General features: G+C 67.4%; 24 protein-coding genes. 14 read left to right on the top strand and 10 right to left on the bottom strand.

Annotation, left to right across the window (positions count from 1 at the left end):
• Nucleotides 1–104: 104 nt before the first annotated feature.
• Both ACY34H_RS08435 and ACY34H_RS08430 read left to right on the top strand, forming a co-directional pair.
• On the top strand, nucleotides 105–917 hold the full coding sequence (locus tag ACY34H_RS08435) for an HDOD domain-containing protein (protein WP_464977048.1): 813 nt from the start codon (nucleotides 105–107) through the stop codon (nucleotides 915–917).
• A gap of 137 nt (nucleotides 918–1054) precedes the next feature.
• Nucleotides 1055–1321 (top strand): flagellar protein FliT, encoded by a 267-nt coding sequence (locus ACY34H_RS08430; RefSeq protein WP_464977047.1) that lies wholly within the window; start codon nucleotides 1055–1057, stop codon nucleotides 1319–1321.
• 184 nt (nucleotides 1322–1505) lie between these two features.
• On the opposite strand, the gene ACY34H_RS08425 is transcribed toward ACY34H_RS08430, so the two are convergent.
• Nucleotides 1506–3104: a type IV pilus assembly protein FimV gene (locus ACY34H_RS08425; RefSeq protein WP_464977046.1), complete on the bottom strand. Its 1599-nt coding sequence runs from the start codon at nucleotides 3102–3104 to the stop codon at nucleotides 1506–1508.
• 127 nt (nucleotides 3105–3231) lie between these two features.
• On the opposite strand from ACY34H_RS08425, the gene fumC reads away from it, so the two are divergent.
• The 3 genes from fumC to ACY34H_RS08410 all read left to right on the top strand — a co-directional run bounded on the left by fumC (nucleotide 3232) and on the right by ACY34H_RS08410 (nucleotide 5446).
• Entirely contained in the window at nucleotides 3232–4629 is a 1398-nt protein-coding gene (gene fumC / locus ACY34H_RS08420; protein ID WP_464977045.1) for a class II fumarate hydratase, read from the top strand.
• 84 nt (nucleotides 4630–4713) lie between these two features.
• Nucleotides 4714–4950 carry an RNA-binding S4 domain-containing protein gene (locus tag ACY34H_RS08415; protein WP_464977044.1) on the top strand — a complete coding sequence of 79 codons (237 nt, stop codon included), beginning with the start codon at nucleotides 4714–4716 and terminating at the stop codon, nucleotides 4948–4950.
• Nucleotides 4951–5029: 79 nt separating this feature from the next.
• Nucleotides 5030–5446, top strand: coding sequence for a hypothetical protein (locus ACY34H_RS08410; RefSeq protein WP_464977043.1), 417 nt, complete (start codon nucleotides 5030–5032; stop codon nucleotides 5444–5446).
• Here ACY34H_RS08410 and bufB read toward each other — a convergent pair.
• The 9 genes from bufB to ACY34H_RS08365 form a co-directional block, all read right to left on the bottom strand.
• Nucleotides 5440–7101, bottom strand: coding sequence for an MNIO family bufferin maturase (bufB, locus tag ACY34H_RS08405; protein WP_464977042.1), 1662 nt, complete (start codon nucleotides 7099–7101; stop codon nucleotides 5440–5442). The genes ACY34H_RS08410 and bufB overlap by 7 nt on opposite strands.
• 4 nt (nucleotides 7102–7105) lie before the next feature.
• A complete protein-coding gene (locus ACY34H_RS08400) occupies nucleotides 7106–7372 on the bottom strand; it encodes a BufA1 family periplasmic bufferin-type metallophore (protein ID WP_464977041.1) in 267 nt (88 codons plus the stop codon).
• Nucleotides 7373–7504: 132 nt separating this feature from the next.
• Nucleotides 7505–7705 carry a YjfB family protein gene (locus tag ACY34H_RS08395; RefSeq protein ID WP_464977040.1) on the bottom strand — a complete coding sequence of 67 codons (201 nt, stop codon included), beginning with the start codon at nucleotides 7703–7705 and terminating at the stop codon, nucleotides 7505–7507.
• A gap of 105 nt (nucleotides 7706–7810) precedes the next feature.
• On the bottom strand, nucleotides 7811–8338 hold the full coding sequence (gene mobB, locus ACY34H_RS08390) for a molybdopterin-guanine dinucleotide biosynthesis protein B (protein ID WP_464977039.1): 528 nt from the start codon (nucleotides 8336–8338) through the stop codon (nucleotides 7811–7813).
• 115 nt (nucleotides 8339–8453) lie between these two features.
• Entirely contained in the window at nucleotides 8454–8636 is a 183-nt protein-coding gene (locus tag ACY34H_RS08385) for a hypothetical protein (RefSeq protein ID WP_464977038.1), read from the bottom strand.
• A gap of 125 nt (nucleotides 8637–8761) precedes the next feature.
• Nucleotides 8762–9502, bottom strand: coding sequence for a general secretion pathway protein GspB (locus ACY34H_RS08380; RefSeq protein ID WP_464977037.1), 741 nt, complete (start codon nucleotides 9500–9502; stop codon nucleotides 8762–8764).
• A gap of 1 nt (nucleotide 9503) precedes the next feature.
• On the bottom strand, nucleotides 9504–11087 hold the full coding sequence (locus tag ACY34H_RS08375) for an AAA family ATPase (protein ID WP_464977036.1): 1584 nt from the start codon (nucleotides 11085–11087) through the stop codon (nucleotides 9504–9506).
• 10 nt (nucleotides 11088–11097) lie between these two features.
• Nucleotides 11098–11565: a hypothetical protein gene (locus ACY34H_RS08370; protein WP_464977035.1), complete on the bottom strand. Its 468-nt coding sequence runs from the start codon at nucleotides 11563–11565 to the stop codon at nucleotides 11098–11100.
• Nucleotides 11566–11588: 23 nt separating this feature from the next.
• A complete protein-coding gene (locus tag ACY34H_RS08365; RefSeq protein WP_464977034.1) occupies nucleotides 11589–11795 on the bottom strand; it encodes a hypothetical protein in 207 nt (68 codons plus the stop codon).
• Nucleotides 11796–11931: 136 nt separating this feature from the next.
• Between ACY34H_RS08365 and ACY34H_RS08360 the strand changes: the two genes are divergently transcribed.
• The 9 genes from ACY34H_RS08360 (at nucleotide 11932) to ACY34H_RS08320 (ending at nucleotide 22383) form a co-directional block, all read left to right on the top strand.
• Nucleotides 11932–12378: a hypothetical protein gene (locus ACY34H_RS08360; protein ID WP_464977033.1), complete on the top strand. Its 447-nt coding sequence runs from the start codon at nucleotides 11932–11934 to the stop codon at nucleotides 12376–12378.
• A gap of 125 nt (nucleotides 12379–12503) precedes the next feature.
• Entirely contained in the window at nucleotides 12504–13850 is a 1347-nt protein-coding gene (locus tag ACY34H_RS08355; RefSeq protein WP_464977032.1) for a GIN domain-containing protein, read from the top strand.
• A 271-nt stretch (nucleotides 13851–14121) separates the two neighbouring features.
• Entirely contained in the window at nucleotides 14122–15006 is an 885-nt protein-coding gene (locus tag ACY34H_RS08350) for a glucosamine kinase nucleotide-binding domain-containing protein (RefSeq protein WP_464977031.1), read from the top strand.
• Nucleotides 15007–15009: 3 nt separating this feature from the next.
• Nucleotides 15010–15744 (top strand): GntR family transcriptional regulator, encoded by a 735-nt coding sequence (locus tag ACY34H_RS08345; RefSeq protein WP_464977030.1) that lies wholly within the window; start codon nucleotides 15010–15012, stop codon nucleotides 15742–15744.
• The gene (gene nagA, locus ACY34H_RS08340) at nucleotides 15741–16868 is read left to right on the top strand and encodes an N-acetylglucosamine-6-phosphate deacetylase (RefSeq protein ID WP_464977029.1); all 1128 of its coding nucleotides are present in this window, start codon (nucleotides 15741–15743) and stop codon (nucleotides 16866–16868) included. The genes ACY34H_RS08345 and nagA overlap by 4 nt, the downstream gene beginning before the upstream one ends.
• A complete protein-coding gene (locus ACY34H_RS08335) occupies nucleotides 16858–17871 on the top strand; it encodes an SIS domain-containing protein (protein WP_464977028.1) in 1014 nt (337 codons plus the stop codon). The genes nagA and ACY34H_RS08335 overlap by 11 nt, the downstream gene beginning before the upstream one ends.
• Before the next feature lie 157 nt (nucleotides 17872–18028).
• Nucleotides 18029–19522, top strand: a complete 1494-nt coding sequence (nagZ, locus tag ACY34H_RS08330; protein ID WP_464977027.1) for a beta-N-acetylhexosaminidase — start codon at nucleotides 18029–18031, stop codon at nucleotides 19520–19522.
• A 41-nt stretch (nucleotides 19523–19563) separates the two neighbouring features.
• Nucleotides 19564–20925, top strand: coding sequence for an MFS transporter (locus ACY34H_RS08325; protein WP_464977026.1), 1362 nt, complete (start codon nucleotides 19564–19566; stop codon nucleotides 20923–20925).
• Between the two features lie 153 nt (nucleotides 20926–21078).
• Entirely contained in the window at nucleotides 21079–22383 is a 1305-nt protein-coding gene (locus ACY34H_RS08320; protein WP_464977025.1) for a tetratricopeptide repeat protein, read from the top strand.
• Nucleotides 22384–22444 lie beyond the last annotated feature (61 nt).

Raw genomic sequence — 22444 nt, 5'->3', positions numbered from 1 at the left:
GCGGCTAGCCTGCTGAAGTCTGGGAACCGTAGCTTGCAGAAAGCGCTCGGCGAAGTGAAAATCCGCTATAGTTCACTTACAGCAACATATTTGGAGGCCATACGATGACACTCGAGGAATTGTTCGACCAACCCGCCGCGCTGCCGACGGCGCCCAGGGTCGTCCAGGAACTGGTTGCCAGCTTCGACAAGGCTTCCGCGTCGACCGAGGACATCGCGCGCAAGGTCTCGCTCGATCCGGTGCTGAGCGCCAAGCTGCTGCGTTTGGCAAACTCGGCCTATTACAACCTGTCGCGCAGCATTGGTACCGTCGAGGATGCGGTGCTGATGCTGGGTTTCGTGGCGGTGCGCACGCTCGTCATCAGCTCCGGACTCGTCAACGGCTTCAAGTCCGTTACCGGGCTCGACCTGGGTGCCTTCTGGCGCCACAGCATGGGAACGGCCGTGACCGCCAAATGGATCGCGAAAAAAACGCGCGACAATGGCGAGCTGGCGTTCACGATCGGCATGATGCACGCGATCGGGCAGCTGGTGATCCACTCGGCCATGCCGGACAAGGCCCTGGCGCTGGATGCCATTGCGCCGCCGCTCGACGAGCGCCGCCTGGCCGTCGAACGCGAAGCGCTGGGTTTCACGTACGCCGACGTGGGTGCCGAGCTGGCCCGGCGCTGGCAATTTCCCGCCGTGTTCTCCGATGCCATCGCGGCCTTCCCCGCCCCGCTCGAGCGCGGCGACGTCGACCGGCTGGCGGCCATCGTCCACTTGGCAGCCTGGCGCGTCCGCGCACTGGAAGACGCTGGCCTGGCTGAACGCTTCCCGCAGGAAGTGGCCGATGTTCTCGGCCTGGACGCCGACATCATGGATGAGATGCCGCCGCTCGAGGAACTGACCGCGGGCCTGGACGAGATGATGAAGTAGCGATCTTGCCTCATCGATAATGCCAAAAACTATTTTCAGATTTTTTTTCAAAAAAGCCTAAAGTTCCGTCCGCCCCTGACGTAAATCCTGACAAGCAGTACTCCGATCACGATTACGAATTCATAAGTGGGCGCGCCATGACCTCGACCGAAGTTCTCTCGATGTATGAAAACATTGCCGGCCTGACCGGCAAAATGGTCGTGGCGGCCCAGGTCAGCGACTGGACTACGCTGGATCGTCTCGAGAATCAATGCGCCGTGCAATCGGTGGGCGCACTGGGCGGCATGCCGGCACTGGAAGGCAGCGCTCGCCAGCGCAAGATCGACCTGCTGAAACAGATCATGGCCAACGACCGCGCGATCCGCGACGTGACCGAACCGTGGATGGGCCGCCTGAACGGCTGAGGCGAACACCTTCCCGAATGAAAAGCGCCCCGCGGGGCGCTTTTTTGTTGCCTGAAGCATGGCAGTCCGGCGCCCCGTCGCCCTGCGCTTCAGGCAATGCCAGAATCCGGGACGGACCCTGTTTTACAGGCAATTGTCGAGCAGCGCACCGGCCCGCATCATGCTGCCGCATCGCGCTGCCACATCACGCCGCCTTGCTTTCCTGCTGGGCTGGAGGGGTGGTTCCCGGCTCGACGCGCGCCGGGATGTCGTCCTCTTCGCGGCTCCAGCTCTGCCGCACGATCGGGCTGCGTTTCAACTTGGCCTTGCGCACGAAGTGCACGATCACGCCAAAGATCATCAGCAGCACCAGGCTGCCCGCGAACAGGAACGTCAGCAGTTTCGGCCGCGAGATCTTGATTTCCTTCTTGGGTTCCGGCGGCGGCGGCGCGGCTTCCTTCTTTTCTTCCGGCGCGGCTTGCGGTTTTTCGACCGGGGCAGCCGCCATGTCGTTACCCGGTTCCACAGGCGGCGCGGTGCCGACGGCAACCGGCGGCGGCGAGGCCGGCGCGGGCGCCGGTGTCGGGACAGGTGCAGCGGCGGGTGGCGGGTGAGCGGCCGCTGCCGCCATCGTCACGGCATCCGCTGTTCTGGCCGTTGCGGCGGCAGGCTGCGCGGCGGACTGCGCGGACTGCGCCGCGGGCGCGGCCTCCGCATTGCCCGCCACCGGCACGGTCACGCGTGCGGCGCCGGCCTGGTTCGTCATTGCCAGCTGGGCCTGCAGTGACTTCAGCTTGCCTTCCAGTTCGGCGAGTTTGCTCAGCATTGCCGGGTCGTCCCCGCCGGCAGGCTTGACGGCGTTGCCGGCGGGTGGCGCTTCCACGGCCTTTGCAATCTGCGGCGGCGCTGCTGGCCGCGAACCGGCCTCCACGCTGGCCCTGGTCGCCCGCGCAGCTTCGGCCAGTTCGGCCTTCGACGGCAGGAACGAGCGCTGCGGCGCTTTTTTCTGCGCTTCCGCGTTGCGGTCCGCTTTCGGCTCCACCTCCGGCTCCACCTCCCGTTCCGCCACCGCGGCCCTCGCCGGCTTTGCCTGGCGCTTGAAGTCGTCGGCGGTGGAAGCGTATTTCAAGGCTTCCTTGCGGACATCCCGCTCGGCGGGCACCGGCCCGGACTTTACAGGTGCGGCCGTTTCGATCTTCCCGCCGCGCGAGGCGAACGCGCGCTCGACGGCGCCGAGCAGCTGGCGCTCGCCCGCGGTGGCTTCCTTGCCGGGCGAAACGGTGGCGACCAGCCGCGCAGCGGACCTGGCCGGGCGCTCGGCAGCGGTCACGGCGGTAACCGCCGCGGTGGCGGGTGCTGCGGGTACTGCGGGTGACATCGGCGCGGCGGCAACGGCCGCCGGCGCGGATGGGGGCGCGGGCGACAACCACAGTGTCACGCTGCGCACGCGCTCTTTTCCGCCGGACACGAACTGGAAGTACAAATGCAGGATTTCCGCCTGTACCGGCGCGCTGGTGCTTACCTGCAGCACGCGGCGGCTGTCGCGCCGCGCGACGGTAATCTGCGCGCCCGCCAGCGCCGGGTTCATCTTCACGTTAGCGCCCTGGAACACGTCGGGCCGGGCCAGGCGCACCTGCAGATCGACAAGCTCCTGCGCTGTCAGGTCGGTCAGTTCGATGTCGGCCGACAGCGGCTGGCCACTGTGCGAACGCACCGACGCATCGCCAAGCTCGGCGGCATGGGCACCGGCGGTGGCGGCCAGCGCGAGCACGGCCAGCCGGGAAGAACGGAGCAGGAGCGACATATTGGATCTCGATAGCAAAAATTTCCGTAACGTAAGTGTTTAACGGCGGAAATTTCCACTTTTTGAGTGCTCAAACCGAATTTCGTCCCTGGGTTACACTCGATGCATCACTTTTCCCGAGGACGCCATGGACAGCAGAACCGAACGCGACAGTTTTGGCCCGATCGAGGTGCCGGCAAACCAGCTGTGGGGGGCGCAAACGCAGCGCTCGCTGCATCATTTCCATATCTCCACCGAAAAAATGGCGCCCGAGCTGATCGCGGCGCTGGCCAACGTGAAACGGGCCGCGGCCCGCGTCAATGTCGACCTCGGCGTGCTCGATGCCGCCAAGGCCGATGCGATCGTGCGCGCCGCCGATGAGGTGCTGGAAGGCAAGCATGCCGGTGAATTCCCCTTGTCCGTCTGGCAAACCGGCTCCGGCACCCAGTCGAACATGAACATGAACGAGGTACTGGCCAATCGCGGCTCCGAACTGCTGGGCGGCGTGCGCGGCGAAGAGCGCAAGCTGCATCCGAACGACGACGTCAACAAGGGCCAGTCGTCGAACGACATCTTTCCCACCGCGATGCACGTGGCGGCCGCAGTGGCCCTGGCGCGCGATGTGGTGCCGGCGCTGCACCAGTTGCGCGCCACGCTGGCCGGCAAGGCCCAGGCGTTCGCCGACATCGTCAAGATCGGCCGCACCCACCTCCAGGATGCCACGCCGCTGACGCTGGGCCAGGAATTCTCCGGCTACGTGGCGCAGCTCGATTACGCCGAACGCGCACTGGAGCACGCGCTGCCGGCCGTGCTGCAACTGGCCGCCGGCGGTACCGCCGTCGGCACCGGATTGAACGCGCATCCGGAGTACGCGACGCGCATTGCCGCCGAGCTGGCCCAGCGCTTGCAACTGCCGTTCCAGAGCGCCGATAACAAGTTCGCGGCGCTGGCCGGCCACGAAGCGCTGGTGGCGGCGCACGGTGCATTGAAGACGCTGGCGACGAGCCTGTTCAAGATCGCCAACGACGTGCGCTGGATGGCTTCCGGTCCCCGTTCGGGCCTCGGCGAAATCACGATCCCGGAAAACGAACCGGGCAGCTCGATCATGCCGGGCAAGGTCAATCCCACGCAGTGCGAAGCCGTGACGATGCTGTGCGCGCAAGTGCTCGGCAACGATGTGGCGATCGGCATCGGCGGCGCCTCCGGCAACTTCGAGCTGAACGTCTACAAGCCGCTGATCGCCCACAACTTCCTGCAAAGCGCGCGGCTGCTGGCGGACGGCATGCGCAGTTTCGACGAACACTGTGCCCGCGGCATCGAGCCGGACCGTGCCCGGATCGGCGAGCTAATGGAACGCTCGCTGATGCTGGTGACGGCGCTGGCGCCCCACATCGGGTATGATCGCGCCGCCCAGATCGCCAAGAAAGCGCAGCACGAAGGCACCACGCTGAAGGAAGCGGCACTGGCGCTTGGCTTCGTGACGGCTGAACAGTTCGAAGCGTGGATCGTGCCGCTGGCGATGACACGGCCGGGTGCCAGGGGCTGACCCGGCTGCAGGGACCGGACATTGTTTTATCGGCGAACTTAATAAGTCGATAATTAATTGCCGGTCTAATAAGATGAGGATAAAATGCAAAAAGTAGATTTTGAATTAACGTCGGAATTCATCGAACTGAACCAGCTGCTGAAGGTTGTCGGCTTGTGCGACAGCGGCGGCGCCGGCAAGCAGATCGTGGCCAGCGGCGACGTGCGGGTGGATGGCAAGCAGGAATTGCGCAAGACCGCCAAGATCCGTACCGGCCAGGTGGTCACTGTCGGCGACGTGCGCATCGCCGTTCGGAGTCAGGCGGGTTCCGGCGGGGCTTAATCTGTCGCAAACCCTGTGCCACCCCGGCGGCTATAGTGGACAGGATTTAGGGCAGGAAATCCACCTATCCGGAGCGCGCATGGACCATCCCGATCCCACCCGTCACCCTGAACCGCCGCAGTCCAATTTGCGGCCGAGCCTGCAGTCTAACCCGCAGTTCGACCCGCAGCGCGATCCACCATCGGGCGTCCAGCCGGAATCACAGCCTGATTCACAGCCGGATGCCTCGCCGCCATCGATCCAGCATCGCCTCGTCGGCGATCTGCGGCAAGTGATCGACAACGCCGAAGATTTGCTGAACTGCACAGACAGCGCGCGTGACGGCGCTTACCGGGCGGCGCGCGAAAAACTGGTCCAGGCGCTGGCCACCGCGAACGACGAGTTGCAGCGTATCGAAGATGCCCAGCTCGAACGCATGATCGCCGCCACGCACGAAGCCAGCATCCGCCACAACGACAACACCGGCGAAGCCCGGCTGTTCCGCGCGTTTCACTGATAGCCCGCAGTCTCCGTGCGCAGTGCCGCGAAAGCGGCATGCGCCATCCATTGCCCCAACCGGGGCGCCAGCGTGAAATCCGCATCCGCCGCCAGGGCCGCATCGAGCGCCACGCCAACCGGCGCGCCCTGTTCCAGCGCGGCCAGCACGCGATACGCGCCCTCGTCCAGCGCCAGCACGTCCGGCTTCCAGCCGGGCCGGTGCACCAGTGCCCACGAAGGCTGTGCGATGTCATCCGGGAACGGCACGGCGCTGTTCGGCTGATGAGCTTGCCATAGCGGCACCACGGCCCAGCGCGATGCGAAGACCGCGGCGGCCGGATGCGGCACGAACCGTGACTGCTCGAATGCCGCCGGCGACAACTGCGCCAGCGCGGCCGGCGCCAGCGCTTCGGCATCGGCCGCGTAGTATGCCCGGTGCAGCAGCCATTCCAGGCGCGCCATGTCGGGCAGGTAAGGCAGCTCGGCCACGTGCGGGAAACCGTCGAGGAAGGCGCCAAAGCCGGCACCGAACTCGTTCAGGTCGGCGCTCGCCGCTCCGTGACCGGTGCCGTACTCGCGCGCCAGGGCGGCCAGGAACGCGTCGCCGACCAGTTGCGCGATGACGGGAAACGCTCCCGCCAGCGCGCGGGTCCAGCTGCCGGCCAGGTTGCCGCGATAGACCGCCAGCCGGGACGCGAGCGGCGCCGGCCGCAATGCGCCTGCCAGTGCGCCCTCCCCTTCGTTTGATAACAGTGCGGCGGCAAAGCGCTGCTGCATGATATGGAGCGGTGCGCCATCGGCCGCTGTCCCTGCTTCCCGGGCCGGCGGCGGCTGGAACTGCACGGCCGCGGAGGGTGCCGCGGCCTTCGCCAGCAGCGCCGAAGCCTTGTCCGCTTCGGCCAGCAGCACCTCCAGCGGCGGCACGTCGGCATCCCATTCCACCAGCGTGGGTACGGCACCGAAACGGGCCAGCGCCGCCTCGTACAGGCGCCACACGGGTTCGGCGATCGCCGCGCCATGGTGATCGATGACGACATCCGGTGTCACCAGGTGGCCGCCCAGGTGAAACTCGCCGACCAGCCCCGGTGCGATGGCGGCCAGCGCGGCCAGCGCGTCCTCGCCGTGGTTGCACTGGTTGACGTAGAAATTATTGATGTCGAGCAGCAGCCCGCAACCGGTGCGGCGCGCCAGCGCGGCCAGGAACTGCGCCTCGCTCATCGTATCGGCGGAGAACCGCACGTAGGCCGAGACGTTCTCGATGAGGATCTGCCGCTTCAGCACATCCTGCATGCGCGCCACGCGGGCCGCCACCAAATCGAGCGTGGCATCGTCCAGCGCCAGCGGCAGCAGGTCGTGCAGGTGCCGGCCGGGCACCGCGCCCCAGCTCAGGTGTTCGGAAACAAGGAATGGTTCGATGCGCCCGGCCAGCGCGCGGATGCGTTCCAGGTGGCCAGGATCGCAGCCGTGGGCCGAGCCCAGGCCGAGGCCCACGCCATGCAGGCTGACGGGGTAGTCGCGCCGCAGGCGCTGCAGTACCTGTATGTCACGCCCGCCTTCGCCCAGGTAATTTTCGGTATGCACCTCGAGCCAGCCGGCGCGCGGCTGGCCTTCGAGGAAATCCCGGTAGTGCGGCGTGCGCAGCCCAAGGCCGGCGAGAGCGGCCGGCGCGGCCATCGGCTTACTTGGCCGGGTCTGGCGGCGTGGTCTTGCCGCCCAGTTTTTCGCAGCTGCCCTTGGCCACCCACTTCCATTCGGTGGGCGCGTTGTCGGTACGCGCCATCGAGGCGCAGCCGTGCGCACCGTCGGACGACGCGCAATCGTTCTGGCCGGCTTTCGCCACGCCGTAGCACTTCTCCTTGTCCGCCCCACCGCCCATCTGTGCCTGCGCGGCGCCCGCCGCGCACGTGGCCGCCAGTGCCGCGGCAATCATTGCTGCCTTGTTCATCGTGTCTCCAATCAGTCGAATCCGCCGATTCTAACGAAAAGTTTCCAAAAACTGGGGTCTGACCCCGTTTTTTGGCAATAAAAAAACCCGCTGCCCACGACGAGCAGCGGGTCAGCGCGCTCGGGGGCGCGCTCAAGCCGTGGTATTGATCCGGTTGCCCAGGTGGGGCGGAAGATTGGGCGCGCTCGGCGCCGCCGGCAGCGCACCGATCAGCGCAGCCGCGGACGAAGCCTGCACATCCATGGCCTTTTTCAATACCGCCATGCTGACGTCCTGCTTGATACCGGTCTCGGCGATTGTCGTCGACAACCGGGCAATGCTCATCGCGTCCATGTTTCCTCCACTGTGCCGCCTCGCGGTGAGGCTGAACTTTTCCGCATATCCCTTGTTTACGGAAGAGTTGCGACGAACTTGAGGCCGTGGCCGAGGCTTATTGCGTCACTGCACCATTCTTTTCAACAGCCATGCCAGGACGGCTTCGCGATCGTCCAGGTCGAGCCAGTCGATGTGCTGCGCCAGGTCGGCTGGCCGTGGCAGCGTGGATGCCACGGCGACGATGTGCGTGTCGTCCGGATACAGCGGCCCCTTGTCGCCAATGCCCCGGTGGATTTCCAGCTTGTCGATCGGGAAGGACTTGAAGCCTTCCACCAGCGTCAGGTCGGCCGGCGCCAGCCGGGCAAGCTGTTCGTCCAGGCCCGGTTCGGGTGCGCCGCGCAATTCGCGCACGATCGCGAAACGGTAGGGCGACGCTACCATGACTTCGGCCGCGCCCGCGCGCCGCAGCCGGGCGCTGTCCTTGCCGGGCGGTTCCAGCTCGAGGTCGTGATGGCTGTGCTTGATGATGTTGACCTTGCGGCCACTCTCGGCCAACCGGCCGACGAGGTATTCCAGCAAGGTGGTCTTGCCGCTGCCCGACCGGCCGACGATGCCGATCACCGGTGCCGCGGCGGCTGGTGGATGCTCCATTCCTGCTCCTGTAAGAATGGATGCATTATATAGAAGCGCCCCATGCGGCCGGCATGGAGGAGCAATCCGCGCGGCCGGCATGGACGACCAATCCGCGCGGCCGGCGTGCCGGCTATTACTGGTCGGGCCGGAACGGGCCGTCGCCGCCGCCCTTGCTCATCAGGCAAAGCAGCCCGACGCAGGCCAGCACGACGACAAGCACGCCTGGTTCGGCGGCGGCACTGTCAGGGAGGTAAGCCGCACGCACCGGGGCGGCGGCAGCCAGCAGGGGCAATGCATGCAGAATGGAAAGCTTCATGGGTCATCCCGTGGAGTTGTCGATAAGGCAAGTATGGCAATCCAAGATGACGGCACGATGACGGAACCAATCGTGCGCCCCCCAGTGCAACGGTGCTCGCTTCATCCAGCCCGGTTTCGATCGCCTCAGTACGGGATGCGGTAGCGATAGCCCCGGTACGCGAACACGGCCCCCTTCGGTTCCAGCCGTTCCAGTACCAGGCCGGGTGCCACTTCGTCGCCTTCGCGGCGCAACACCTTGTCGATCAGCACCAGCCGGTCGGCCGGATTCGGCGAATACATGTAGCCGCTCATCGCCACCGGCGGAATCGCGCGGCGGATCGGCTCGGGCAGGTCGCGCAGGGCCTGCACCGCCTCCTCGCGGGGCGCTTCGTCGGACTTCGGTACGGCGGCGGCCATCGGCGGCGCCTTGTCGTGCATGACAGGGGCCGGCGCCGGTGGCGTTTTTTGTACCGACTGCATGGCCGGCACCGAAGGCGGCTCCTTTGCAGCCTGCGCGGCAGGCTCCGGAGCGCTTCGATTGACCACCGCGGGCGCCGGCTGCGTCGCGGCAGGCATGGCCGGTGCCGGGATGCCGGCCTCAGGGGCAACCGCAGGGGCGACTGCAGGGGCAACCGCGGGAGCAGGCGCACGCACCTGCGCTTGCGCCACCGGCACGGCCTGCACCGGCGTTGCCGCCTGCCGCCACACCACGACCGCCAGCCCGGCGATGACGGCCGCCATCGCCGCCACGACCGCGACGAACGGCTTGCGCAGCGGCGCCCCCGTACGGGCCGGCGTCTCGGGCACCGGCGCATGGATGCCCGGTGTTTCCCCCAGTTGCCGCTCGGCCTGTGCCTTCTTCAACGCTTCGAGAATATAGGACATGTCACTTTCCCCCGGCCGCCAGGGCCAGCCGGGGTTCCGGGTTCGGTATGCTGGCATCGCTGATCGCGCTCAGCCTGATGAATGTTTTCGGGCCGGCCACGCCGTCCGCCTTCAGTTGCTGGGCAGCCTGGAAGGCGCGCAGCCGGCGCAGGGTTTCCCCATCGAGCGGCGCACCGTCCTCCGGCCGCGTGGCCCCGGCCTGCTGGGCCAGCCGCCGCGCCAGCCAGTCCACCTCGGGGCCGCGGTCGCCGGCCGCCACCTGTTCGCGCCAGCCCGATGGCGCGCGCCAGAACGTGGTGAAGGCACCGTCGTAGCGGTTATCCAGGGCCGCCCGCGTGACGGCCTGGCGCCGGCCGCCGATATCGAGCGTGGCGCCGCTCTCTCCGAGCGCGACCAGCAAGGCGTATGTCGGCGTGACCGGATCGTCGTTCAACGCCAGCATCGCCGGGCGGTCCAGCAGGCGCAGGTCGTCCAGACCGCCGCGCGTGGCCAGGCAGCGCAGGTTGTGGCGCGGCGCTTCGGTGCAGACGTCGCCGGCGCCTTCCTTCAATGCCACGCCCCACAGCGCAGCCAGGCGGCGCAGTGTCGCCTCGCTGCCTGCATCGCGCACGGTGCCTGCCTGCGCAGCCGCCGGCGCAGGCGCCTGGGTGGCCGCCGGCATGGCTGGCGCGGCGTGGCGCGGCACCAGCTGCCATGCGGCGGCGGCGGTCAGTACCGCGCCTGCCAGCACGCCGCCGGCCACCAGCGGCCAGCGCTGGCGCTGGCGTGGCAAGGCCGCGCCGAACACCTCCCGCGCGGCGCGGCGCACGATCGTGCGCGTGACCTGCGCCCTGTTTTCGACATAGGCGCCGAGCAGCGCGCGGTCGCACAGCAGGTTGATGCGCCGCGGCACGCCATGTGTCAGCGCGTGGATCAGAGCCATCGTATCGGCCGGGAATGGCGATGGCCCGGCCTGCCCCGCCACCGCCAGCCGGTGGGCGATATATTGCCCCGTCTCGGCGGCACTCAGGGAACCCAGGTGATAGCGCGCGATCACGCGCTGCGCCAGCTGCTCCAGTTCCGGCCGCGCCAGCATCGCGCGCAGCTCGGGCTGGCCGATCAGGATGATCTGCAGCAGCTTGCGTTCGCTCGTCTCGAGGTTCGTCAGCAGCCGCAACTGCTCCAGCACGGCGGCCGACAGGTTCTGCGCCTCGTCGATGACGAGCACATTGTTGGCGCCGCGCGCGTGGCTGTCCAGCAGATGCCGGTTGATCGCATCCACATAATGCTTGACGGTGGCGGCGCCTGCCGGCAGCACGATGCGGAATTCGTCGCATACCGACTGCAGCAGTTCCTCGACCGACAGCTTCGGGTTGAAGATGTAGGCCAGCTGGCAATCGGCCGGCACCTGTTCGATGAAACAGCGGCACACGGTAGTCTTGCCGGCGCCGATCTCGCCCGTCAGCAGCACGAATCCGCCGCCGCTGCCGACGCCATACAGCAGATGCGCCAGCGCCTCGCGATGGCGCTCGCTCATGTACAGGTAGCGCGGATCGGGTGCGATGGAAAACGGGCTGCGGGTCAGGTTGAAGAATCGCGTGTACATGAATGATCGGTCAGCGCAGCGCGGGCGGCAGCGGTTTGAACTTGGCGCAATAGATCTTGCTGCGGCGGTCCGCGTAGGCAATGCGCCCGCCGGTGGAGGTTTCCCGCACCGGTGTCGCGGTGCCCGCGATTTTCGCATAGCGCAGGCCATCGCGCTGCGTGATCGCCGCGGCCAGCTTTTCCGGCGTGGTATCGGCCACTGCGCCGATGAAGCGATAGGGGAAGGTTTCGTCGCTGACGATCACTTCCCGCACCGGAAAGCCCCACAGCCGGGCCTCGGGCGTGCGAAACCAGTAGGCGCCACCCTCGCGCTTGTATGGCTGGCCGAACCAGCGCACCATGTAGTCGAAATAGTAACGGTTCGAAGTCTGGTCGCGGCACAGCAGGCCATTGCCCATGACCACGCCGAAATGGCTGGGCACCTTTGCCTGCAGCGGTGGCGCAACCAGCAAAGCCAGGGCCAGACTCAGGGCAGGCACAGCGGCAGCCCCGCCCCTGGTGCCTACAAACTCTGCAGCCATTTGCGGTTGGCGGCGATCCTGGCCTTGGCCGATTCCGGCAGCGCTTCGTAGCAACCCGGGTACTGCTTCAGCGCGCCTTCGTTCACATGCTTTTCCTGGCCATTGATGAGGAAGACATAGACCGTCCCGCCCTGATCGGTTTTTTTGGTGCCCAGATACTTGATCATTTTGCGAAAATCCTCCGACATGCATTATGACACCTCCTCGCAATGCCCGGTATTCACACCGCATGGTTTCAGGGAATCGTTATCATTTCGCTACGAATGTCGCCGGCGGGTCCCTGGCTGTGCTTTAATAGCGTGGCTCAAGCTGGACGGAACCATAATGAAAATCCTTTGTGCGATCGCTTTCTCAGCCGTTGCCGCACTCGGCACCGCCACCGTCCACGCGGCGCCCGAACCCGTAACTGTTTTCGCTACCTGGCACATGGCGGACCTGCAAGATGTGACGCAAGCGTGGTATTTCACGGGCGAAGCGCTGTCCGGACAGTACCGCGACGGTGTGCCCTGGGCGGTCGACCGCCCGCTGGTGCAGCACGCCGATACCGTGCCGGTCACGGCGTCGTTCGCCATCACCGGCGCCCCCGTCACGCCCGTTGTGCCCACCGCGCCCACCATGCCCACCATGGCCACCATGGCCGCCGCGCCCATCGTGCCGGCCCGGGTCGATGTGCCGCCCACCATTCCCGAACCGCGCATGGCGCCGATGCTGCTGGTCGGATTGCTGCTGATCTTCCTGCGCATCAGCCGCAGGGAAGAGCATTTCGGCTGAACTTCCGGAACCGCCCATCGTCCCATTCTGCGGCCGGCACCGCGTTTTCACCAGTCCATCCCGTCGCGCTCGCGGCGGGCCTGCCGTTGGCATATCGTCATGCTTCCAAAAATGAGGCCGACATCATGATCCGACATTTCCCTTCGCTTGCTTTCCTCATCCTGGCCGTCCACGTACCTATGGGCACGGCGGCCGCGGCGGACAGCCCCAGCCAGGCCCGGGCCACTGAAACCCGCAACATCGGCGCGTTCAGCGCGATCGATCTCTCCGGACCGTTCGACGTGCAGGTGGATGCCGAAGCGCCGCGCGCGCTGCGCCTGTCCGGCCCTGCCGACGAACTTGCGCAGATCGAGACGTTCGTCGAGCGCGATACGCTCGTGGTACGCCGCAAGAACCGCAACGGCTGGCACTTCAGCTTTGGCAAGCGCAGCGAACCGGTGATGGTGACGATCGGCGCGCCGCAACTGAAAAGCCTGCGCAGCGGCGGCAGCGGCGACGTGCGGCTCGACCGCGCGCGCGGCGACACGCTGCAGCTGGCTGTCACCGGCCCCGGCGACCTGCACGCGAACGGCAGCGTGCGCGAACTGTCCGTCGCCGGCAGCGGCAGCGGCGACATCGACCTGCGCAGCCTGCGCGCCGCCACGCTGCGGCTGAAGATGAGCGGCCCCGGCGACGTGGAGGCGGCCGGCATCTCGCGCGAACTGGCGGCCGACGTGACCGGCTCGGGCGACCTGGACGTCGACGACATCGCCGCGGACAAGGTCAGCACCACGCTGACGGGCCCAGGGTCGGTCGCGCTGCGGGGCCGCAGCCGCGAAATCCACGCCACCCTGGCCGGCTCGGGTGATCTGGATGCGTGCTCGCTGGCGGTGGAAAGCGCCAGCACGAACCTGTCGGGCCCGGGCAGCGCCTGCGTTGCCGGCACCATCCGCAAGATGGAAGCGCGGGTACGCGGTTCCGGCGACCTGGAGGCGCGCGGCCTGCAAACGCAAAGCCTGCGCGTGGAACTGGACGGTCCCGGCAACATGAAGCTGAGCGGCACCACCGGCACGCTCGAAGCATCGGTCAGCGGCTCGGGCGACTTCGACGGCGAAGCGCTGAGCGTGGGCCGCGCCGTGGTGCGCGGCAATGGCCCCGGCGACATCGCCTTGCAACGCGTGACCGACTCGCTGGATGCCGAGCTGCGCGGCTCGGGCGAACTGCGCTCCGCGATGGATGCGAAAAGCGTGCGCCTGACGCTGGCCGGTCCCGGCGGCGCTCACCTGCAGGGCCGCACCGCGCGGCTGTCCGCCCAGCTTTCCGGCTCCGGCAGCATCGATGGCAGGGACTTGCAGGCCGACCAGGCCCAGGTCTCCGTGCGCGGCCCCGGCAATGCCGTCATCAACGTGCGCGGCAAGGTCGAGACGCATGGCAGGAACGGCACGGACCGCCTGGTGACGATCGACCGCGAGGGTACGCACGAAGCGCGCTGACCTTCTTCCCGAACCATTCCCGGCCACGCCGGGCAAACCCGGCCGCGTGCCGGGTTTTTGCTTTTGGTATTAGCCGGACCGGTATCCTCACATACCAAATACCATACCATTCTTAAATACCGTTTTATCGTTTAAAAACAAGGCATTGCATGGAAATATCGGAGGCTGGAACGGGCGCGATAACGCAACAAGACAATACCAGTTAAATACCTGTTGACAAGCCGGATAGCCCACCCTATAGTCACCTCCGACTCTTCACACACCACCTCCTATGATCGATTATCTGATCGGCGTCGACGGCGGCGGCACCGGCACCCGGGTGCGCCTCGCACTGCCCGACGGCACGTTACTGGGCGAAGGGGCCAGCGGCCCGTCGGCCCTGCTGCACGGCATCCCCAATGCCTGGAACGCGGTCGAGCAGGCAGCCGCCGCGGCCTTTGCGGCAGCCGGCACCGGCACTCCCGAACGCGAGCGCATTGCCATCGGGCTCGGGCTGGCCGGCGTCCATAACAAGGGCTGGGCGGCGGACTTCATCGGCGCCAATCCCGGCTACGCGGCGGTGGCGCTGGAAACCGATGCCTACACCACGGTGCTCGGCGCCCATGAAGGCCGGCCCGGGGCCATCATCGCCCTCGGCACCGGCAGTGTCGGCGAAGCCCTGTGCGAGGACGGCTCGCGGCGCGAAGTGGGCGGCTGGGGCTTCCCGTCCGGCGACGAAGCGGGCGGCGCCTGGATCGGCATGCGCGCCGTGAATCACGTCCAGCACGTGATCGACGGCCGCGCCGCCAGCAGCCCGTTCGCCGATGCCGTCGCTGCGGCCTGCGGCGGCGCCAGGGATGCGATCCAGGCGTGGCTCGCCAGCGCGACGCAGACACGCTACGCGCAACTTGCCCGCATCGTGCTGGAACACGCGGCCGGGGACGACACGGCGCGCGCGATCATGATCGAAGCGGGCAACCAGGTGGGATTGATCGCCGGCGCGCTCGATACCGCCGGCAAGCTGCCGATCGCGCTGTGCGGCGGCCTGGCCGAAGCGATGCGCGAGTTCCTGCCGGGCGAACTGCTGGCGCGCATCGTGCCGGCCAACGGCGATTCGGCCGCCGGCGCATTGCAACTGATCCGGCGACAACTCGCCATTTCCCCCGCGAAGGAGTGAACCATGCCGGCCCGACTGCGCGATTTCCATCCCGACGCCGCCAGCGATACACCGCTGTACATGCAGGTGGCCAACCGCCTGTCCGACGGCATCGCCGGCGGCGACTGGCGCGCCAACGAGGCGCTGCCCTCCGAGCGCGTGCTGTCCGACGCGCTGAGCATTTCACGGGTCACGGCGCGCAAGGCGATCGACCTGCTGTGCGACCGCGGCATGCTGACGCGCCGGCGCGGCTCCGGCACCTACATCACGCCGAAGCTCGAACAGCCGCTGTCGCGCCTGACGAGCTTCTCGGAAGAATTGCGCCAGCGCGGTTTCACGGCCGGTTCGCGCTGGCTGCAGCGCGAGATCGGCATCGCCGCACCGCTCGAGGTGCTGTCGCTCGGCCTCTCCCCCAATGTGCCCGTGGCGCGCCTGAAACGGCTGCGCACCGCCGATGACGTGGTCATGGCGATCGAGACGTCGACCATTCCCGCCGCCTTCATTCCCGATCCGCAGCACGTCACCGATTCGCTGTACGGCTACCTGGAAGCGCATGGCACGGTGCCGATGCGGGCGCTGCAGCACATCCGCGCGATCAACGCCAATGCCGAACAGGCGCGACTGGCCGATATCGCGCCTGGCACGGCCATGCTGCACATCACGCGCGTGAGCTACCTGGAAAGCGGCGCCGCGGTGGAACTGACCCACTCGTGGTGCCGCAGTGATTATTACGAATTCGTTGCGGAGTCGCGTCGATGAACGATGCCAATAAACCAAACAGTATCAACGGCAATATCTTGAGCGCCGGCGGCTGGATCGCCGGCACCATTTCCTTCACCGACCGGGTGGCCGGCATCGACGGCGCCGCCGCCGATCCGGCGCTGAACGGCGACGACTACATCCTGCCCGGCTTCATCGACCTGCATGTGCACGGCGGCGCTGGCCGCGACGTGATGGAAGGCGGCGACGCCGTGCACACGATCGCCGCCATGCACGCCCGCCACGGCACCACCAGCATCCTGGCCACGACGATGACGGCGCCGCCGGAAGACATCGACTTGGCACTGGCCGCGATCGGCAAGGCGGTGCGCCAGCGCGGCAAGGGCGAGGCGCGCGTGCTGGGCGCGCACCTGGAAGGCCCGTACATCAATTCCGGCAAGCTGGGCGCGCAGCCGAACTTCGCGCGCGCCGCCACGCTGGCCGAAGTCCAGCGGCTGGAAACGCTGGCGCCGCTGCGCGTGATCACGGTGGCGCCGGAAATCGCCGGCCACCTGGCGCTGGTGCGCGAACTGGCCGACGAAGGCATGCGCGTGCAGATCGGCCACACGCTGGGTTCCTATGAAGACGGCGTGGCCGCCCTCGAGCACGGCGCGGCCGGCTTCACGCACCTGTTCAATGCCATGAGCCCCCTGCACCACCGCGAGCCCGGCATGGTCGGCGCCGCGCTGGCGCATGCGCAGTTCGCCGAGCTGATTCCCGACCTGCTGCACGTGCATCCGGGCGCCATCAAGACCGCGCTGCGCGCGATTCCGCGGCTGTACTGCGTGACCGATTCGACCTCCGCCACCGGCATGCCGGACGGCGAATACATGCTGGGCCGGCATACCGTGCACAAGTGCATGGGCGGCGTGCGGCTGCCGGACGGCACGCTGGCCGGCAGCACGCTGACGCTGGACCAGGCGCTGCGCAACCTGGTCGGCCTGGGCCTCGACCTGGCCGACGCGTCGGCCCGCGTGTCGACGCACGCCGCCGATTACCTGGGCCTGGAAGAGCGCGGCCGCCTGGCTGCCGGCGCCTGGGCCGACATCGTGGTACTCGACCGCGACCTGAAACTGAAAGCCGTCTATATCGAAGGAGAATGCGTTGACCTCAATGATGCTTAAGGAAGCCCTTTCCGCGGCCGACTGCGTGGCCGGGCAGCTGGCGCACGATACCGACCGCTATGGGGAACTGGGCCGCCGGCTCGCCGGCACGCCGTTCTCCACCGCGCTCACCGTGGCGCGCGGCAGCTCGGACCACGCGTCGAACTACATCGCCTACCTGATCATGGCGCGCCTGGGCCACGTGGTGGCCTCGCTGCCGATGTCGCTCATCACGCTGCACAAGTCGCCTTTGACCACGCGCGACACGCTGACGATCGCCGTCTCGCAATCGGGCCAGAGCCCGGACGTGGTCGAGCCGATCCGCTACTTCCGCGACGGCGGCGCCACCACGGTGGCACTGGTCAACGACATCGATTCGCCGCTGGCGCAGGCCGCCGAGTGGGCGATGCCGCTGCGCGCCGGCAAGGAGCAGAGCGTGGCGGCCACGAAGAGCTTCATCACCTCGCTGGTGGCCGGCGCGCGGCTGGTGGCGAACTGGCAGAACGACCCCGAGCTGAAGGATGGCCTGGCGGCGCTGCCGGAAGCGCTGCGGGTGGCCGCGCAGGCCGACTGGCAGCAGGCGGTGGACGTGCTGGCGCCGGCCCGCAACATCATGGTCGTGGGCCGCGGCATCAGCTTCCCCGTCGCGCTGGAAGCGTCGCTGAAGTTCAAGGAAACCTCGGCGCTGCAGGCCGAGGCATTCTCCGGGGCCGAGATCAAGCATGGCCCGATGGCGCTGATCGAGGAAGGCTATCCGCTGCTGATCTTCGCCACGCGCGGCCCGACACAGGCCGGCCTGCTGGCCCTGGCCGACGACATGCGCGGCCGCGGCGCGCGCGTGCTGCTGGCCGCGCCGGGCGACGTGGGTGGGCGCGACCTCACGCTGCCGGTGGCCGCCACGCCGGACCTCGACCCGATCGTGGCGATCCAGGCGCTCTACGTGATGGCGGCGCAGCTGTCGGCCGCGCGCGGGCTCGATCCGGACAAGCCAAGGCACCTGTCCAAGGTCACAAGGACCAACTGAGCCAGCTGATCAAGCCGAGCCGGCCGGGCCGGACAGTACCGCGCCCGGCGCCGCCGCGGCCGGGCAGTTGCCCGCAAGCGGTGATCCTGCGGTCGATGCACCGCACGATCGCGGCAGCCCTTTCCTTCAACGTTTCCCCATCGGTCACGAACGAACAATGAACCAACAACCGAACGCACTGCGCAAGCTGGCGGGCCAGCTGATCATGATCCGCTTCCCCGGCACCGAACTGGATGCCGCCACGGCGGCGTTCCTGAAGGAGAACGGCATCCGCGCCGTATGCCTGTTCCGCGGCAACATGACCGATGCGGCGCAGCTGTCGAAGCTGACGGCCGACCTGCGCGCCGTGCTCGGCCCCGAAGCGCTGATCGCGATCGACCAGGAAGGCGGCGCGGTAGTGCGCTCGACCTGGGTGCCGGCACCGCCGGCGGCAATGGGCCTGGGCGCCGCGGACGATACCGGTCTCGCGCAGCGCACCGGCGCCGCCGTGGCGCGTGCCGTGAAGGCGCTGGGCTTCAACTGGAACTTCGCGCCGGTGCTGGACCTGAACAACAATCCGCACAACCCGGTGATCGCCGAGCGCTCGTTCGGCGCCGATCCGCAACGCGCAGCCGAGCTGGCGATGGCGTGGATGGCCGGCAGCGAGGCGGAAGGCGTGGCCTGCTGCGTCAAGCACTTCCCCGGCCACGGCGACACCAGCGTGGACTCGCACCGCGACCTGCCCACCGTCGACAAGCCGCGCGACGAACTGGAAGCGTTCGAGTTCGCGCCGTTCCGCACCGCCGCGCCGGAGGCCCCGGCCGTGATGACGGCGCACATCGTCTACCCCGCCATCGACGCCGACAACCCGGCCACGATGTCGCCGGCGATCCTGGACGGCATCCTGCGCCGCGAGTGGAACTACGGCGGCGTGATCATCACCGACGGCATGGACATGCATGCGATCGCCGGCCGCTACGGCGTGGGCAACGCGGCGGTGCGTGCGCTGGCCGCCGGCGCCGACATGGTGATGGCGCTCGGCACTCCGGAAACGCAGGACGAGACGCTGGACGCCATCGCGCAGGCCATCGCCGACGGCACCGTCCCGCGCGCCCGGGTCGACGAAAGCCTGGCCCGGCTGGCCGCGCTGGCGAACAAGTACCCGGTCGTGCCGCGCGACTACACCGAGGACGCCGCCGACCGCGCCGTGATGGCCGAAGGCTGGCGCCGCGCGCTGACCAGCCGCGGCAACCCGCAACGCCCCGCGCCCGGCGCCAGGGTGCGGCTGGTGGCGCGGCAGGACGTCGTCAGCGACGGCGTCTCGGAAGCCGGCGTACCGGCGGCCAGGATCGCCGACATGCTGCGCCGGCTGCATGACGTGGACCTGGTGACGTTCGCCGATGCCGAAAGCTTCGACTGGTCCGCGCTGCCGGACGATGGCCGCTATACCATCCTGGCCTCCACCTCGCGCCTGCGCTACGGGCCGCATGCACGCGCCACCTGGCGCCCCGACCTGCACGTGGCGCTGTGGAATCCCTACCAGGCGCTCGACATCGATGCGCCCGCCCTGATGACCTACGGCTTCGCCGCGCCGGCGCTGGAAGCCGTCGGCGCCTGGCTGGCCGGCGACCTGGAAGCGGCCGGCAAATGCCCGGTGCTGGGCTTCGCTTAATCATCACGACTACGACTACGACCACGACCACGGGACAGACGATGCCGAACGCCGCCAATGGAGTCAACCCGGCAGCCGCTCTGGCAGCCACGCAGGCAGGAAGCCCTGGGCGCAATCCGCCGTTCTGGGTGCCCTCGCTGTACTTTGCCCAGGGCCTGCCCTATTTCGCCGTGGCGCTGATCGCGGGGCTCATGTTCAAGAGCATGGGCGTGGCGAACGAGGATATCGCCCACTGGACGGCCTATATCGGCGCGGCCTGGGTCTTCAAGCCGTTGTGGAGCCCGTTCCTGGAACTGGCGCCCAGCAAGAAGGCGGTGGTGGTCACCTTCCAGCTGCTGGGCGGCGCCTGCCTCGGCCTGGTGGCGCTGGCACTGCACCTGCCGATATGGCTGGCGGCCAGCGTGGCGATGCTGGGACTGGTCGCGATCAGCTCGGCGACGCACGACATTGCCTGCGACGGCCTGTACATCGCCAGTCTCAGCAAGAAGCAGCAGGCCCAGTATGCCGGCTGGACCGGCACCTTCTTCAACGCCGGGCGCTTCATTTCGCTGGGCGGCCTGGTGATCCTGGCCGGCCAGCTGGAAAAGACGCAGGGCGTGACGAACGCATGGACGATCATCTTCCTCATCCTGGCCGCCACGATGGTGTCGCTGGGCCTGTACCACGCCTGGTCGCTGCCCACGGCCGCCAACACCGGCGGCAGCGACCGCACGGCCGCCGGCATCGCCCGCACGCTGAAGGAAGTCATCATCGACTACCTGAAAAAGCCGGGCATCTGGGTGTCGATCCTGTTCATCATCCTTTTCCGCGCCGGTGAAGCGCAGGTGCAGACGATCGGCCCGCTGTTCCTGCGCGATGCGATCGACAAGGGCGGCCTGGGCCTGTCCACCGCGGAAGTGGGCATCGTCTACGGCACCTCGGGCACGGTGGCGTTCATCGTCGGCTCCATCGCCGGCGGCTATTTCACTTCCTGGCTCGGGCTGCGCCGCGCCATCCTGCCGCTGATCCTGGCGGTGAACCTGCCGAACCTAGTGTTCTGGTACCTGTCGACCTGGCATCCGCACGACCTGGTGATCATCGGCGCCGCGCTGTCGGCCGAGATGTTCGGCTACGGCTTCGGCTTCGTCGGCATCATCCTGTACATGATGCAGGTGGTCGCTCCGGGCAAGTACACGACCGCCCATTACGCTTTCTCGACCGGCATCATGCAGCTGGGCTTCGTGCTGTTCAAGTGGATCAGCGGCGATATCCAGGCCGCGCTGGGCTACCAGCAATTCTTCGTGTGGGTACTGGTGGCGGCCATCCCCGTGGCCGTGCTGTCGCAGTTCATTCCGATGGAATCGCGGGTGGCGAACGACGCCGAGCAGCCGGACGGACAGGCGCGGGAAGCGGCGGCGCAATGATGGCGCGGGCGATTTGATTGCGGTACCAATGGCGTCCGCAAGCCTTTGGTAGTATCTTTACGCGTCGCCGCAGTTGCGTTAATTGAAACCCTATCGTTATTAAAATTTATGGGACAATAAGTGTTTGTCCCTTGATTGAAGGATTTTTTCATCATGCCCCAGTTCCGTCTCGCCCGCATCAGCCTCCTGCTGGCTGCCATCGGCCTGAACGCCGTTTTCGCGCTGCCAGCGGCGGCATTCGCCCAAGACAAGCCGGCAGCCCCGGCCGAGGCACCGAAGGACACCGTGCGTCCTGAGATCTTCAAGCTGGTCGATCCGGCCCAGATCAAGCCGCTGATGGATGCCAAGAATTACGACGAAGTGAAGAACCGCCTGACCCAGGCCGAAGCGCTGCCGAACCGCACTGTATACGAAGACTTCGTGCTGAACCGCATGCGCATCTCGGTGGCCTCGGCCACCAACGACACCGCCGCGCTGACGACCGCGCTGGAAGCCGTGATCAATTCCGGCAAGCTGCAGCCGACCGAGCAGCGCGACTTCGTGCAGGCGCTGGCGACCCAGTACTACAATAACAAGGATTACGCGAAAGCGATCACCTGGTTCAACCGCTACCAGACCGAAACCGGCGACACCAAGGTGCGCCCGTACATCATCCGCGCCCATTACTTCAACAACGACTTCGCCACCGCGAAGACCGAGCTGCTGAAGGACCTCGACGCGCACCAGAAGGCCGGCACCACGCCGAAGCTGGAAGAACTGCAGCTGCTGGCCAACTCGGGTGCAAAGACCAAGGACCAGGCCACTTACCTGGTGGCGCTGGAAAACCTGGTGCGCTACTACCCGAACGACGATTACTGGCTCGACCTGCTGAGCCGCACGCAGGGCAAGGCCAGCTACTCGAACCGTTTCGCGCTGGATGTGCTGCGCCTCGAGAAAGTGGCCGTGTCGAAGATGGCCGCCGAAGAGTACACGGCACTGGCCGAACTGGCGCTGCTGGCCGGCCAGCCGATCGAAGCCAAGCAGGCGCTGGACGCCGGCTTCTCGAACGGCGTGCTGGGTACGGGCACCAAGGCGGCAGAGCACAAGAAGCTGCGCGCACAGGCCGACAAGCAGGCCGCCGACGACACGAAGAACATCGGCACCGGCGAAGCCTCGGCCCGCAAGTCGAAGAACGGTACCGGCCTGATCAACCTGGGCTACGCGTACGTGACGCTGGGCCAGCACGACAAGGGCATCGCCCTGATCCAGGAAGGCATCACCAAGGGCGGCCTGCAGAACGCCGACGACGCCAAGCTGCGCCTGGGCTATTCGTACGCGCTGGCCGGCCGCAAGGACGACGCGATCAAGACGCTGCAGACCGTGACCGGCGCCGACGGCCGCGGCGACCTGGCACGCTACTGGATCATGTGGGTGAACCGCCCGGCCGGCGGCAACGCCCAGGCCCAGGCTGCCCAGTAATCAGCTGCGCATCGAAAGCGGGAATGGCCGATGGCCTTCCCGCTTTTTTTATTGCTGGCGC

The organism is Pseudoduganella sp. jia 9 (assembly GCF_055502615.1).
This window is presented reverse-complemented; position numbering and strand designations above follow the sequence as displayed.

What these genes read in the sequence shown, in the direction of transcription:
- ACY34H_RS08380 (WP_464977037.1), bottom strand. Translation starts at nt 9,502, where the DNA reads ATGTCCTATATTCTCGAAGCGTTGAAGAAGGCACAGGCCGAGCGGCAA.
- ACY34H_RS08435 (WP_464977048.1), top strand. Translation starts at nt 105, where the DNA reads ATGACACTCGAGGAATTGTTCGACCAACCCGCCGCGCTGCCGACGGCG.
- bufB (WP_464977042.1), bottom strand. Translation starts at nt 7,101, where the DNA reads ATGGCCGCGCCGGCCGCTCTCGCCGGCCTTGGGCTGCGCACGCCGCAC.
- ACY34H_RS08360 (WP_464977033.1), top strand. Translation starts at nt 11,932, where the DNA reads ATGAAAATCCTTTGTGCGATCGCTTTCTCAGCCGTTGCCGCACTCGGC.
- ACY34H_RS08395 (WP_464977040.1), bottom strand. Translation starts at nt 7,705, where the DNA reads ATGGACGCGATGAGCATTGCCCGGTTGTCGACGACAATCGCCGAGACC.
- ACY34H_RS08350 (WP_464977031.1), top strand. Translation starts at nt 14,122, where the DNA reads ATGATCGATTATCTGATCGGCGTCGACGGCGGCGGCACCGGCACCCGG.
- ACY34H_RS08400 (WP_464977041.1), bottom strand. Translation starts at nt 7,372, where the DNA reads ATGAACAAGGCAGCAATGATTGCCGCGGCACTGGCGGCCACGTGCGCG.
- ACY34H_RS08320 (WP_464977025.1), top strand. Translation starts at nt 21,079, where the DNA reads ATGCCCCAGTTCCGTCTCGCCCGCATCAGCCTCCTGCTGGCTGCCATC.
- ACY34H_RS08365 (WP_464977034.1), bottom strand. Translation starts at nt 11,795, where the DNA reads ATGTCGGAGGATTTTCGCAAAATGATCAAGTATCTGGGCACCAAAAAA.
- mobB (WP_464977039.1), bottom strand. Translation starts at nt 8,338, where the DNA reads ATGGAGCATCCACCAGCCGCCGCGGCACCGGTGATCGGCATCGTCGGC.
- nagZ (WP_464977027.1), top strand. Translation starts at nt 18,029, where the DNA reads ATGAACCAACAACCGAACGCACTGCGCAAGCTGGCGGGCCAGCTGATC.
- ACY34H_RS08385 (WP_464977038.1), bottom strand. Translation starts at nt 8,636, where the DNA reads ATGAAGCTTTCCATTCTGCATGCATTGCCCCTGCTGGCTGCCGCCGCC.
- fumC (WP_464977045.1), top strand. Translation starts at nt 3,232, where the DNA reads ATGGACAGCAGAACCGAACGCGACAGTTTTGGCCCGATCGAGGTGCCG.
- ACY34H_RS08415 (WP_464977044.1), top strand. Translation starts at nt 4,714, where the DNA reads ATGCAAAAAGTAGATTTTGAATTAACGTCGGAATTCATCGAACTGAAC.
- nagA (WP_464977029.1), top strand. Translation starts at nt 15,741, where the DNA reads ATGAACGATGCCAATAAACCAAACAGTATCAACGGCAATATCTTGAGC.
- ACY34H_RS08355 (WP_464977032.1), top strand. Translation starts at nt 12,504, where the DNA reads ATGATCCGACATTTCCCTTCGCTTGCTTTCCTCATCCTGGCCGTCCAC.
- ACY34H_RS08430 (WP_464977047.1), top strand. Translation starts at nt 1,055, where the DNA reads ATGACCTCGACCGAAGTTCTCTCGATGTATGAAAACATTGCCGGCCTG.
- ACY34H_RS08375 (WP_464977036.1), bottom strand. Translation starts at nt 11,087, where the DNA reads ATGTACACGCGATTCTTCAACCTGACCCGCAGCCCGTTTTCCATCGCA.
- ACY34H_RS08410 (WP_464977043.1), top strand. Translation starts at nt 5,030, where the DNA reads ATGGACCATCCCGATCCCACCCGTCACCCTGAACCGCCGCAGTCCAAT.
- ACY34H_RS08345 (WP_464977030.1), top strand. Translation starts at nt 15,010, where the DNA reads ATGCCGGCCCGACTGCGCGATTTCCATCCCGACGCCGCCAGCGATACA.
- ACY34H_RS08325 (WP_464977026.1), top strand. Translation starts at nt 19,564, where the DNA reads ATGCCGAACGCCGCCAATGGAGTCAACCCGGCAGCCGCTCTGGCAGCC.
- ACY34H_RS08425 (WP_464977046.1), bottom strand. Translation starts at nt 3,104, where the DNA reads ATGTCGCTCCTGCTCCGTTCTTCCCGGCTGGCCGTGCTCGCGCTGGCC.
- ACY34H_RS08335 (WP_464977028.1), top strand. Translation starts at nt 16,858, where the DNA reads ATGATGCTTAAGGAAGCCCTTTCCGCGGCCGACTGCGTGGCCGGGCAG.